The following is a 12957-nucleotide window of genomic DNA, read 5'->3' as shown; positions in this document are numbered from 1 at the left end:
GCCGCGCATCCCTGCGCAGTTCTGAGGGCTCAGAACATGCCTTCAAACGGGTTCCAGCTGGTGCGTCCTTCCACCTTCTCCAGGTAGTAGCTGTAGTTGGTGCTGGAGGCGACGAGCAGGTTCATGGCGATGAACAGCATGCGCCCCACGACGTCCGGAAGGAACATGGTGACGATGGCCAGCGCGATGTTGATGCCGATCACCACCAGCGCCTTGCGCCACATGCCGAGAATCAGCAGGTAGATGGCACCGAAGAACAACGCGAAGAAGTTCAGGTTGATCTTCAGGCGGTCACCGAAGGACAGCGCCTTCCAGGCCTGCTTGAAGCCGGGGTTCTTGGGGGCGCCGTGCTGGCGGAAGAAGTCGAAGCGGAACTGCCACTTCGGGCTGAACTGGGACAGGTCAGTGGTATTCATTGGGGAAAACATCCCTGTGAGAAAACGTTTTCATGATAGGACAAGTCCTATTCAGGATCCAAGCGCCACCGTCAAAAATGTGACGCCTGCCTTGTTCCGGCTGCTGCGGCCAAGCGCCGCGCCGTCACCCATCCGCCTTGTTTTTAGGATAGGGTGCGCAGTTCCGCTGCCGCACCGGCTGAATCCGTGCGGTGGCGGGATGTCCATGGAGGTTGCATGACCACACCTGCTACACCGGAAAACGCACCGGGACCGGTGCTCCTGCCGACACCTGAAGTGGTGCAGGCGCAACAGCTGCTCGCACGCCAGCAACTGGCGGTAGCGATGGACCGTGCACGCACGGCGGCTGCGCAGAGCGCGGCGCCCGCCGCCGCACTGGAAAGCGAGTAATCCGCAACACCGCCGATCGCGCTGGCCCGTCGCCAGCGCGATCGCGGCGGACGCTCCCGCTCCTGCTCAGAACCGCGCGGTCATGCTGAGGAAGTAGCTGCGCCCGGCCACGAAGTAGTCGGTGGAGCCTTCCGCATACAGCTTCTTGTCGGCCAGGTTGCTGACACCGCCACGCAGGGTCAGCACCTCGTTGAGGTTCCAGGCCGCGGTCAGGTCATACAGCGTGTAGGCCTTGAGGAAGGTCGTCGCCGTGCCGGCCTGCTTGCCGGTGTACTGCGCCGACAGGCTGCTGGAAAACACCGTGCCGGGCGTCCAGTCCAGCGACGAATAGCCAGAGAATTCCGGGGTGTCGATCAGGTTGCGGCCGGTGGTCAGGTTCTTGGCTTCCTTCATCCAGGTGGCCGAGGTGCGCCAGCGCCAGTGCTCGCCGAGGCGGAAATTGAGGTTGCCCTCCATGCCGCTGGTGCGCGCGCGCTGCACGTTGCTCATGCGCGTCCACCAGATGCCGTTGAACCTGCCCAGCGGGGCGTACTCGATCTTGTTCCTGAAGTCGGTATGGAAGTAGGTCAGGCCGGCATCGACCAGGTCGTTGTCGAAGCTGATGCCGATCTCGCGGTTGGTACTGGTTTCCGGGTCCAAGTCCGGGTTGCCGGCCATGTAGCAGCCGCCGCGCGTGTAGCCCAGCGGGATCAGCGAGGTGCAGCCACGGCCACCGGACTGGGTGGCGGCGGTGGCGGAGTTCTCGGTCAGGCTGGGCGCGCGGAAGCCCTTGGAAATGCCACCACGGATCGTCCATTGTTCGGCCGGGTGCCAGACCAGGTAGGCGCGCGGGCTGACGTGGCCACCAAACTTCTCATGGTGGTCCAGGCGCGCGCCCAGGGTCAGCGCCAGGGTGCGGTGCAGCTTCAGTTCGTCTTCGACGAACAGGGCCCAGGTATCCACTTCCAGATCGGAGCCGCTGACCGCATTGCCGGCATAGTCGATCGGCGCGCGGCCGATGGTGTCGGTGTTGGTCAGCTCCTGGCGCTTCCACTGGCCGCCCACGGCGAACTGGTGTTCAACGCCGAGGGTGAACGGCGTGGTCAGGCTGCCCTCGATGATCGTATCGGTTGCTTCGGAACGGCCGGTAGCACCGATGTCGTTCTTGTACTCGGTCCAGTACGCACTGATCTTCGAATTGCCGAAGCTCCACTTGCCATCGTGGTTGAGCGCCAGCGAACTGCGCTTGAGTTCGCTGGCCCCCCAGGCGCCTTCGTCCTGCTTTTCCAGCGAGGCGTCGATGAAGGCCTGCTGCACGCCATGGCCGGCTTCCAGCGACAGTTCCTGCGCGTCGCTGAGCTTCCACTGCAGCAGTGCGTCGACATTGCGGTCCTTCTCGCCGGCATAGGCGTTGCCGTAGACACCCCCGTTGGACTGGTCCGAGTCGCGGCGCATGCTGTTGGCACCGATGCGCAGGCCGAAGCGTTCGCCGAGCGGACCGGAGAAGGTGGCGCCGATCTGCTGGGTGTCACCGCGCTTGCCGTCGCCGGGGCGGGTATAGCTGTGCGTCGCGCTGCCGTTCCATTCATCGCCGATGCGCCGGGTGATGATGTTGATCACACCGCCCATGGCGTCGGAGCCATACAGCGATGACATCGGCCCGCGCACCACTTCGATGCGCTCGATCTGGTCGGGCGAAATCCAGTTCAGATCCTGGCGGCCCAGGTCCGGCCGGTAGTTGGTCGACGCCGAGCTGCCCATGCGCTTGCCGTCCACCAGCACCAGCGTGTAGTTGGACGGCATGCCGCGCAGCTTGATCTTGGATTGCTCGCCGACAGCGCTGAGGCCGCCGGTCACGCCGGGCACGCGGCTGAGCAGGGTGGCCAGGTCGTGCACCGGCTGGCGCTCGATGTCCTCGCGGCTGATCACGCTGATGCTGGCCGGGGCATCCTTGATCCATTGCTGGTTGCCCGAAGCGGTGACCACCACGGTGTCCAGATCCTTGGTGGAGGCATTGGCGCTGGCCTCTGCGGCGGCAAGGCCGGGCAGGCCCAGCAGGCAGGCGGTGGCCAGGGCACTGGCCAGGCGGGTGCGCGGCAGGCGCGCGGAACGGGAACGGAACAGCTGGGACATGACGGCTTCCATCGGAGGAGGGAGACCCGGTGGAAGCAGCAGGCGCACGCACACAGCAGGCAGCTCCCTTCCATGGGTCGTTGGGCGCGCGGTTCGAACCGTCGCCGCTGGGTGGGTCTCGGCCGTACGGAAGACGGTGACCTGCCTGGTTAATGAAATGATAACCGTTCGCGTTTGTTACGATCCAGTACCCGGTGTGACGCAGTGACATCCCGCTGCTCGGCGCGCCATCGCCTGCTGTTTGCTGAATGGGGATAAATCCCGGCGTAGGCCTTCGCACCCGGCTTACATCCGGCGCCCTAGACTGGGCCGCATTTTCGATTCCGCCCCGTTGGAGATCGTGTGGGTTCCGGTAGTGACAGACAGCGACTGTGCGGCCAAGGGCCGGCACAGCCAGGACAAGTGCGGGCGCCGGGAAGGCGCGCCGGGAACCTTCGTGCATGCAGCCCGGCCGGGACGGCCGGCCATGCCGACCGTGGGGAGTAAGCGGTGATGGGGGGTCAAACCATCCACGCGGACGCGGATGCGCCCCGGCTCGACGCCGGCTGGGCGCTGCTGCCCGCCGAATCACCGCTGCCGATGCCCGAACAGACCCTGCGCGAAGGCGCGCTGAAGGTCCGTCGGCACCGTACCTCGCCACGCCTGATCGGCCTGCGCCGGTTCTACATCTTCGGCGGCACCCTGGCCATGACCGCCATCGCCACCCGCATGATGTGGCGGGTGCTGTCGGCCAATGGCATCAGCGTGCTGGAAGCCTGCCTGCTGGTGCTGTTCGTCGGCCTGTTCGCCTGGATCGCGCTGTCCTTCGCCAGCGCCGTGGCCGGCTTCCTGACCGCCGTGTTCGACCGTGGCTATCGCCTCGGCATCGACCCGGACAAACCGCTGCCGACCGTGCACAGCCGCACCGCGCTGCTGATGCCGACCTACAACGAGGATCCGCGTCGACTGCTGGCGGGCCTGCAGGCGATCTACGAGTCGGTGGCCGCCACCGGCCAGCTCGAACGCTTCGACTTCTTCGTGCTCAGCGATACCCGGCGCGAGGACATCGCACGCGCCGAGGAGCAGGTATTCGCCGAACTGCGCGACCGCGTGCCGGACGGCCAGACGCGGCTGTTCTACCGCCGCCGTGGCGACAACAGCGGGCGCAAGGCCGGCAACATCGCCGACTGGGTGCGCCGCTTCGGTGGCGCCTACCCGCAGATGCTGATCCTGGACGCCGACAGCCTGATGACCGGCGACAGCATCGTGCGCCTGGTGGCCGGCATGGAACACAACGCCGATGTCGGCCTGATCCAGACCCTGCCGTCGGTGATCGGCGGCCGCACCCTGTTCGCCCGCATGCAGCAGTTCGGCGGGCGCGTGTACGGCCCGGTGATCGCCCGTGGCGTGGCCTGGTGGCATGGCGCCGAGAGCAACTACTGGGGCCACAACGCGATCATCCGCACCCGTGCCTTCGCCGACCACGCCGGCCTGCCGGCGCTGCCGGGGCGCAAGCCGTTCGGCGGCCACGTGCTCAGCCACGATTTCGTCGAAGCGGCGCTGATGCGGCGTGGCGGCTGGGCTGCGCACATGGTGCCGTACCTGGGCGGCAGCTATGAAGAAGGTCCGCCGACGCTGACCGACCTGCTGGTGCGCGACCGCCGCTGGTGCCAGGGCAACCTGCAGCACGGCAAGGTGGTCGGCAGCCGCGGCCTGCACTGGATCAGCCGCACGCACATGCTGATCGGCATTGGCCACTATTTCACCGCGCCGATGTGGGCGATGCTGATGCTGATCGGCATCGCCATTCCGCTGTTCCAGGAAGGCATCGACTTCAACGCCCTGCTGCACCTGTCCCCCAGCGTGTACTGGCGTGCCCAGGACGAGGAGCAGGTGGTACGCCTGTTCGCCGCGACCATGGCGGTGCTGCTGCTGCCCAAGGTGCTGGGCTACCTGGCGATGTTGCTGGACCCGGTCGACCGCCGCGGCTGCGGCGGTGCGATCCGTGCCTTCGTGTCGATGCTGGTGGAGACCGTGCTGGCCGCGCTGATGGCGCCGGTGGTGATGTACGTGCAGTCGCGCGGCGTGGCCGAAGTGCTGTCCGGCCGTGATTCCGGCTGGGATGCACAGCAGCGCGACGATGGCGGCATCTCGTGGATGGCCCTGATCCGCGGCTACGGCGGGCTGGGCGTGTTCGGTGCCTTCATGGGCCTGCTGGCCTGGGTGGTATCGCCCTCGCTGGCGGCGTGGATGGCGCCGGTGGTGATCGGCATGGTGCTGGCGGTACCGGTAGTGGCACTGACGTCCTCGCGCGGACCGGGGGCCTTCCTGCATCGCCTGGGCCTGCTCGACATTCCCGAAGAGAACATTCCGCCGCCGGTGCTGGTACGTGCCGCCCAGCTGCGCCGGGAAGCAGCCGAGCAACCGCCGCTGTACTGATGGCCCTGCGCCAGCGGCATAATGCGGCTCGAACTTGAAGGAGCCGCATCATGCTGCAAACGGTGGAACAGGAGACCGGCGCGTCGCCGCAGTGGTCGGTGATCTGGCTGCACGGGCTTGGCGCCGACGGCCACGACTTCGCGCCGATCGTGCCGGAACTGGTGCGCCCGCACTGGCCGGCGCTGCGCTTTGTGTTCCCGCACGCACCGGTGCGGCCGATCACGATCAACAACGGCGTGCCGATGCGCGGCTGGTACGACATCGTCGGCATGGATTTCCGCTCGCGTGCAGACATGGCCGGCGTACAGGAATCGGTGCAGCAGCTGGATGCGCTGATCGCACGCGAGATCGAGCGCGGCATCGCGCCGGAGAAGATCTTCCTGGCCGGCTTCTCGCAGGGCGGCGCGATCATCCTCACCGCCGCACTGTCGCGCACCGCGCCACTGGCTGGCCTGATCGCACTGTCCACCTATCTGCCGGAAGCCCAGAGCGCCAAGCGCGTTGACGGTGCGGTGCAGGTGCCGGTGTTCATGGCCCATGGCAGCAGCGACCCGGTGATTCCGCAGGCGGTGGCCGTACACAGCGCGCAGGCCCTGCAGGCGTTGGGCCTGGAGGTGGAATGGCACAGCTACCCGATGGCCCATCAGGTCTGCGCCGAAGAGATCCAGGCGCTGGGTAACTGGTTGCAGGAACGGCTGGGCGCCGCCTGAGCCATGCCCCCCGCCAGCACACCGCCGTGGATGCCGGAACTGTGCCGCCTGCCGCGGCTGGCGGCGATGCTCGGCCTGGCCGAGCTGGTGGTGGTGGTGCTGGCGTTGGCGCCCGATGGCAGCCGCCACTGGACCTTCGGCGAGCTGTTGTCGGCCAGCGGCTTCGCGCTGTGGCTGGCGCTGGCGGTGACCGCCAGCCTGTGCCTGCTGCGGCAGGCTTTGTCGAGGCTGCCGCAGATGCTGGGCGCTGTCGCGGCGATCGTGCTGGCGACCCTGATCGCGGTGATCTGTGCTGGCATCGTGCATGCGCTGTACGCGGTACTGGGTGACAACTTCGCCCGCGGCATCAGCTTCTGGCGCTTCACCCTCGGCAGTGCGGCAACCACGGCACTGATCGCCGCGCTGGCCCTGCGCTACTTCTATGTCAGCGATCGCTGGGCCGCGCAGGTGCAGGCCAACGCGCGCGCGCAGGCTGACGCGCTGCAGGCGCGCATCCGCCCGCATTTCCTGTTCAACAGCATGAACCTGATCGCCAGCCTGCTGCATCGCGATCCGGCGGTGGCCGAACGCGCGGTGCTGGACCTGTCCGACCTGTTCCGTGCCGCGCTGGGCGCGGGCGAGGGCGACTCCACCCTGCGCGACGAATGCGAGCTGGCCGAGCGCTATCTGTCGATTGAATCGCTGCGGCTGGGCGAACGCCTGCAGGTGCGCTGGCAACGCGACGAGCCGCTGCCGTGGGACCTGCCACTGCCGAGGCTGGTACTGCAGCCACTGGTGGAAAACGCGGTGCTGCATGGCATTTCACGCTTGCCCGAGGGCGGCACCATCGAGCTGCAGCTGCACCGCGACGGCAATGAACTGCAGATCCAGGTGCGCAATCCCGCGCCGGATCCGCAGGCACCGGGGCTGGCACTGGCGCGTGGTGCCGGGCATGCCCAGCACAGCATCGGTCATCGGCTGGCCTGGCGCTTCGGCAGCGCCGCGCGGATGACGGCTGGCTGGAGCGAGGGCTACTATGCCTGCCAGGTGACAGTGCCGATCCAGTGAGGGGACGATCGTGAGGGTAGTCATCGCCGATGACGAACCGCTGGCGCGCGAGCGCCTGCGCAGCCTGCTGGCGGCGCAGGACGGGGTGGACGTGGTGGCCGAGGCCGGCAACGGCGAGCAGGCCCTGCACGCGTGCGCGGAGCTGCAGCCGGACCTGGTCCTGCTGGACATCGCGATGCCCGGGCTGGACGGCCTGGAGGCGGCGCGCCACCTGGCCAGCTTCGAGCCACGGCCGGCGGTGGTGTTCTGCACCGCTTACGACGCGCACGCGCTGTCGGCCTTTGAAGCGGCGGCGATCGATTACCTGATGAAGCCGGTCCGCGCCGAGCGCCTGGCCGCGGCGATCGCTCGCGCACGCACGTTCCTGGCCGGCCGCGATGGCCAGCCCCAGGACAGCGGCGGGCAGCAGGCCCGCAGCATGCTGTGCGCACGCCTGCGTGGCAGCCTGCGGCTGATCCCGCTGGACGACATTCATTACCTGCAGGCCGAAGAGAAGTACGTGGTGGTGCACCATGCGCGCGGTGAAGACCTGATCGAGGAGTCGCTGAAATCGCTGGAGGAGGAGTTCGCCAGCCGTTTCATCCGCATCCATCGCAACTGCCTGGTGGCGCGTCACGAGCTGGTGGAGCTGCGCCGTGGTACGGGCGGGCAGGTGCAGGCGGTGCTGCGGCATGGCAAGCAGCCGCTGGAAGTCAGCCGCCGCTGCGTGGCGACGCTGAAGCAGGAACTGCGGCATCTGTGAGTGTTCCGCGCGGCCTGCGGCCGCGACTGCTTGCGAGCAACATCGAAAGCAACAGCAACAGCAACAGCAACAGCAACAGCAACAGCAACAGCAACAGCGTTTCATGGCTCGGTGTTGCTACGTGCTGGGTCGGGCCGGGGTGGGGTGGCGGGACACGCTGCAAGTACATCCCTGTAAGCTCGATGGCGCCATCCATGGCGCCAACGATCCCGCCACCCCACCCCGGCCCAACCCTCTCGTTGTCTCCTGCGTCGGACGGCAAAGGCGTTGGTGTTGTCGGGTGGGAAAGAGGGGTCAGATCCCTTTTCCTGCGGAAAAGGGATCTGACCCCGGAAGCCGCCAGCTGTTGCCTTTGCTTCTGCTTTTTTCTTTTGATCTTCCGTGGCTGACACGCAGGGAAACTGTCAGGGGTCGGGCGGGGTGGGTTCGCGGGGGTGTCCGCGGCATGGATGCCGCGGCCAAGCCCCCACGGATGGGTTCACGGCGTCCCCGCATGACCCCGCCGCCCCGGCCAAGCACGGCTTTTGCTTTGATAGCCCCAGCCACGAGGGGCTCCGCCGTTGGCCGTATCCGCGCCGAAGGCGCGATAATGACCGGATGGAAACCGTCCGCATCGCCACCCGCAAGAGCCCGCTCGCCCTCTGGCAGAGCGAACACGTCGCCGACCGCCTGCGCCAGGCCCACCCCGGCCTGCATGTGGAACTGGTGCCGATGAGCACCCGCGGTGACGAAGTGCTCGACCGCTCGCTGGCCGCCATCGGTGGCAAGGGCCTGTTCCTGAAGGAACTGGAGCTGGCCATGCTGCGTGGCGAGGCCGACTGCGCGGTGCATTCGTTGAAGGACGTGCCGATGGAACTGGACGCGCCATTCGCGCTGCCGGCGATGCTGACCCGCCACGATCCGGCCGATGGCTTTGTTTCCAACCTGTATGCCTCGCTGGACGCGTTGCCGATCGGTGCGCGGGTCGGAACCTCGTCGCTGCGCCGCCAGGCCCAGCTGCGCGCGCTGCGCCCGGACCTGGAACTGCTGGACCTGCGCGGCAACGTCAACACCCGCCTGGCCAAGCTCGACAACGGTGGTTACGACGCCATCGTGCTGGCGGTGGCCGGGCTGGAACGGCTGGGCCTGGGCGAACGCATCGTCGCGCGCCTGCAGCCGCCGCAGTGGCTGCCGGCCCCGGCGCAGGGCGCGGTGGCGGTGGAGTGTGATGGAGGCAATGCGCGCCTGATGGCGCTGTTCGCCGGCCTGGACGATGCGGCTACGCGTGCCTGCGTGGAAGCCGAGCGGGCGATGAATCGTGCGTTGCATGGCAGTTGCCACGTGCCGGTGGCGGCCATCGCGCAGTGGCAGGGGGATGACCTGCACCTGCAGGGCCTGGTCGGCAGCGCCAGTGACGGCCGTGCGGTGCGCGCCGAGGCCGTGGGTCCGGCCAGCGACCCGGAAGGCCTGGGCCAGCGCTTGGCGAAGCTGCTGCTGGACGATGGCGCCGGCGAGCTGTTGAACGTCTGAGGTCGCTGGATCGTGCCCACCAAGGTGGGCGCCTACCGGGAAAGAGAAACGGGCGCCTTGGCGCCCGTTCTGCTTACTTGAACTTGTAGACCACGTTCATCGTGGTCAGCGTATCGGTCTTGCGCTTGTCCTCGGCCACGTCACTGTTGTAACGCGCCTGCCAGCCGGCCTTCAGCGCCAGATGCTCGTTCATGCTCACCGACACGCCGAAGTCGTTCTGGCCGAAGGTGTTGTACGAACCGGATTCGACCAGCAGGGTGTTGACCAGGTCGGTGTTGTCGGTCAGCGAGTACTTCATGTCGAACAGGCCGCGGCCGATCATGCCGGTGCGGGTGCGGTCGTCCTCGGTGCTGTGGGTGCGGCGCACACCGGGGCCGATCTGCGCGTCGAACGAGAAGCGCTCGGTGTTCCACAGGCGGGTGCCGTAACCCAGGCCGAACGAGCTCTGGCGGTCGTAGGTGGCGAAATCGTCGCGCTCGGTACGTACCGTCGCGGTCAGCTGGCGGTGCTCGCCCAGCTGCAGCGCGCTGCCGGCACTGCCGGTGTAGCGGTTGGCGGTGGTGTTGTTGCGGCGGGTGGTGGTGCCGTCGTCGCGGGTCTCGGTCACCTTGGAGCTGGAACGCAGGCCGGCCAGGTCCATGCTGTGCACCCAGTCGCCGTCGGTGTAGCGCAGGCGCAGGCGGCCGTTGAAGCTCTCGGTGCTGCTGTTGCCGCGTGCCGAGGCGAAGCCGAGCTCGCCGCCACTGCCGCTCCACGGCGAAGACATCGCCGCCAGTTCGGAGGCATCCTGTGCATACGCGAGCGGCGCGCACAGCAGCAGGGGGATCAGCAGGGACACGCGCAGGGACATCGGGGCTTCTCCGAAGCGGTTGACAGCCGGTGATGATACTGGAAGCGTGATGGCGGTCCGAATCGATCCAAGGCGCGCTTCAGCAGACGTTGCCGCGAACGCCCATTCAGGGCAGATCGATACGCAATGCCGGGTCGTTGAAGCGCGAATAGCGCAGGCGCAGCTGGAAACTGCGGCCATTGCTGTCGCCGCTGCGCACGATCTGCCTCGGCAGGCCCTGGGCGTCCACCCAGTACTCCAGGCGTTCGCCGGGCTGCGCGCCGCGCAGGCGGTAGTGACGGGTCTGGATCCCATCCAGCGATTGGCTGCCCAGATCCTCGGCCTGCAGGTCGGCAGGCAGGGCGTCGGCCGGCAATGGATTGCGCCACTGCTCCAGCAGGCCCGGCGGGGTGGGAACCTGGCGGATCGCGCCGTCGGCCTGCAGGAACATGGTGTCGCCAATGATCGTCTGCGGCCCGCCCGGGGTCTGCACCCGGAAGCGGTCGGGGGCGACGAAGTCCATGGCGCTGCGTACCGGCTGCGGTGCGCCCAGCACCTCCAGCTCGGCATGGAAACTATTCAGGGCCGCAAAGCGCTGGCTGGCGCCCAATACGGCCTGCGCCGGATCTGCTGCGGGCACGGGGGCTCCGGTGCTGGCCGGCGCCGGCGCGCGATCGCAGGCAGCCAGCAGCAGGCAGGCCAGCAGGGACAGGGCGGGCAACCGGCGCATCGGGCGTTCCATGGGGGTGGGGGCGACCACGATAGCCCAAACGTCCCACACAAGACCCGCGACTCGGACATAATCGGGGGTATGGACCGATACGAACGCATCACCGCCCTGCATCGTCTGCTCAAGTCCGCGCGCTATCCGGTGACGGTGGCGACCCTGCAGGACAAGCTCGGTTGTTCCCGTGCCACCGTCTACCGCGACCTGGCCTTCCTGCGCGATGCGCTGATGGCACCGATCGAGGGCGACGGCGAGGCCGGCTTCCGCTACCAGGCCGACGAGAGCGACCGCTTCGAGCTGCCCGGCCTGTGGCTCAGCTCGGAGGAGCTGCATGCCCTGCTGGCCTCGCAGCACCTGCTGGCGCGGACCGGCGGCGGCGTGCTGTCCTCGGTGCTGGCGCCGCTGCAGCAGCGTATCGAGAGCCTGCTGGCAGCCCAGGCCGGTGTCTCCAACTGGCCGGTGGACCGTGTGCGGGTAATCCCGCACCGCGGACGCAAGTTCGATGAAGGCAGCTTCCGCAGCGTGGCCTCGGCGGTGCTGGAGCGCCGCCAGCTGGCGTTCGAGTACCGTGCCCGTTCCACCGACGAGCCGACCAAGCGCACCGTCTCGCCGCAGCGCCTGACCCATTACCGCGACAACTGGTACCTGGATGCCTGGGACCATGACCGCGAAGCCCTGCGCAGCTTCGCCGTGGACCGCATCCACAAGGCGCGGGTGGTCGACAGTACTGCCCGCGACGTGGCCGACAGCGAGCTGGACGAGCAGCTGGGTGCCAGCTACGGCATCTTCTCCGGCGCACCGAAGGGCTGGGCGACCATCCTGTTCAGTGCCAAGGCCGCGCGCTGGGTGGCCGACGAGCACTGGCACTCCAAGCAGCAGGGCCGCTTCCTGGCCGATGGCCGCTATGAACTGAAGGTGCCGTACAGCGTCTCCCGCGAGCTGCTGATGGACGTGCTGCACTACGGCTCGGATGCCGAGATCGTCGAGCCGGTGATGCTGCGCGAGCAGGCCAAGGCGCTGCTCGAGCTGGCCCTGAGCAACTACGAAAAATCCTGACACTCCCCCCGAGAACCCCTCCGCCCATGAAGAAGACCCTGTTGCTGCCCCTGCTTGCCGCTGCGCTGGCCCTGACCGCCTGTGGCAAGTCCGGCGAACCCTCGCAGAAGCTGGTGGTGGCTGCCACGGCCGTGCCGCACGCCGAGATCCTCGAGGTGGTCAAGCCGATCCTCAAGCAGGAAGGCGTGGACCTGGACGTGCGCGTGTTCAACGACTACGTGCAGCCCAACGACCAGCTGGTGCAGAAGCAGGTGGACGCCAACTACTTCCAGACCGAACCGTACCTGGATGCCTACAACCGCGACCGCAAGACCGACCTGGTGAAGGTGATCGGCGTGCACATCGAACCGTTCGGTGCGTACTCACGCAAGATCAAGTCGCTGGCCGAGCTGCGCGAAGGCGCCGACGTAGTGATCCCGAACGACCCGAGCAACAACAGCCGCGCGCTGATCCTGCTGCACAAGGCCGGCGTGATCGCGCTGAAGGACCCGACCAACGCCCTGTCGACCCAGCGCGACATCATCGCCAACCCGAAGAACCTGAAGTTCCGCGAGCTGGACTCGGCGATGCTGCCGCGCGTGCTGGACCAGGTCGACCTGGCCCTGATAAACACCAACTACGCGCTGGACGCCGGCCTCAACCCGACCCAGGACGCACTGGCGATCGAGAGCAAGGATTCGCCGTACGTGAACTTCCTGGTCGCGCGGCCGGACAACAAGGACGACGCCCGCGTGCAGAAGCTGGCCAAGGCCCTGACCAGCCCGCAGGTGAAGGCTTTCATCGAGACCAAGTACAAGGGCGCGGTGCTGCCGGCGTTCTGATTGCGGCTGACCTGTTGATTTGAAATGTTGGGTGTCGACCTTGGTCGACACTGCCTTCCCTGTAGAGCCGAGCCCACGCTCGGCTCTGCTTTTTTGCGGCGCCCCACCAACGGCAGCCGAGCATGGCTCGGCTCTACAGGGGCAACCCACGTACTGTAGCCGGGCACGGCACGGCACGGC

At 67.4% G+C, this 12957-nt stretch carries 12 protein-coding genes; 8 read left to right on the top strand and 4 right to left on the bottom strand.

Annotated features, from left to right (window positions below; genetic code table 11):
* Positions 1–29: 29 nt before the first annotated feature.
* Positions 30–416: a DUF2628 domain-containing protein gene (locus AASM09_RS19520; protein WP_049429461.1), complete on the bottom strand. Its 387-nt coding sequence runs from the start codon at positions 414–416 to the stop codon at positions 30–32.
* Between the two features lie 216 nt (positions 417–632).
* Between AASM09_RS19520 and AASM09_RS19515 the strand changes: the two genes are divergently transcribed.
* Entirely contained in the window at positions 633–806 is a 174-nt protein-coding gene (locus tag AASM09_RS19515; protein ID WP_180849012.1) for a hypothetical protein, read from the top strand.
* Positions 807–872: 66 nt separating this feature from the next.
* Here AASM09_RS19515 and AASM09_RS19510 read toward each other — a convergent pair whose 3' ends face one another.
* Positions 873–2918: a TonB-dependent receptor domain-containing protein gene (locus AASM09_RS19510; RefSeq protein ID WP_049429462.1), complete on the bottom strand. Its 2046-nt coding sequence runs from the start codon at positions 2916–2918 to the stop codon at positions 873–875.
* A gap of 492 nt (positions 2919–3410) precedes the next feature.
* Between AASM09_RS19510 and mdoH the strand changes: the two genes are divergently transcribed.
* The 5 genes from mdoH to hemC all read left to right on the top strand — a co-directional run bounded on the left by mdoH (position 3411) and on the right by hemC (position 9344).
* Positions 3411–5336, top strand: a complete 1926-nt coding sequence (gene mdoH / locus AASM09_RS19505) for a glucans biosynthesis glucosyltransferase MdoH (protein ID WP_049429463.1) — start codon at positions 3411–3413, stop codon at positions 5334–5336.
* Between the two features lie 50 nt (positions 5337–5386).
* Positions 5387–6046, top strand: a complete 660-nt coding sequence (locus tag AASM09_RS19500; RefSeq protein ID WP_080355019.1) for an alpha/beta hydrolase — start codon at positions 5387–5389, stop codon at positions 6044–6046.
* Positions 6047–6049: 3 nt separating this feature from the next.
* Positions 6050–7093 carry a sensor histidine kinase gene (locus AASM09_RS19495; protein ID WP_180849008.1) on the top strand — a complete coding sequence of 348 codons (1044 nt, stop codon included), beginning with the start codon at positions 6050–6052 and terminating at the stop codon, positions 7091–7093.
* A gap of 10 nt (positions 7094–7103) precedes the next feature.
* Entirely contained in the window at positions 7104–7835 is a 732-nt protein-coding gene (locus AASM09_RS19490; protein ID WP_012481330.1) for a LytR/AlgR family response regulator transcription factor, read from the top strand.
* A gap of 597 nt (positions 7836–8432) precedes the next feature.
* Positions 8433–9344, top strand: a complete 912-nt coding sequence (gene hemC / locus AASM09_RS19485; protein WP_049429095.1) for a hydroxymethylbilane synthase — start codon at positions 8433–8435, stop codon at positions 9342–9344.
* 73 nt (positions 9345–9417) lie between these two features.
* Here hemC and AASM09_RS19480 read toward each other — a convergent pair whose 3' ends face one another.
* Positions 9418–10194 carry a DUF481 domain-containing protein gene (locus AASM09_RS19480; RefSeq protein ID WP_005411146.1) on the bottom strand — a complete coding sequence of 259 codons (777 nt, stop codon included), beginning with the start codon at positions 10192–10194 and terminating at the stop codon, positions 9418–9420.
* A 106-nt stretch (positions 10195–10300) separates the two neighbouring features.
* On the bottom strand, positions 10301–10903 hold the full coding sequence (locus AASM09_RS19475) for a LolA family protein (protein ID WP_049429096.1): 603 nt from the start codon (positions 10901–10903) through the stop codon (positions 10301–10303).
* A gap of 81 nt (positions 10904–10984) precedes the next feature.
* Between AASM09_RS19475 and AASM09_RS19470 the strand changes: the two genes are divergently transcribed.
* Both AASM09_RS19470 and AASM09_RS19465 read left to right on the top strand, forming a co-directional pair.
* Positions 10985–11956: a helix-turn-helix transcriptional regulator gene (locus AASM09_RS19470; RefSeq protein ID WP_005411144.1), complete on the top strand. Its 972-nt coding sequence runs from the start codon at positions 10985–10987 to the stop codon at positions 11954–11956.
* A gap of 26 nt (positions 11957–11982) precedes the next feature.
* On the top strand, positions 11983–12777 hold the full coding sequence (locus AASM09_RS19465; RefSeq protein WP_049429097.1) for a MetQ/NlpA family ABC transporter substrate-binding protein: 795 nt from the start codon (positions 11983–11985) through the stop codon (positions 12775–12777).
* Positions 12778–12957: the final 180 nt, after the last annotated feature.

Origin of the sequence: Stenotrophomonas maltophilia (assembly GCF_039555535.1) — a bacterium.
Classification (GTDB): domain Bacteria; phylum Pseudomonadota; class Gammaproteobacteria; order Xanthomonadales; family Xanthomonadaceae; genus Stenotrophomonas; species Stenotrophomonas maltophilia_Q.
This window is presented reverse-complemented; position numbering and strand designations above follow the sequence as displayed.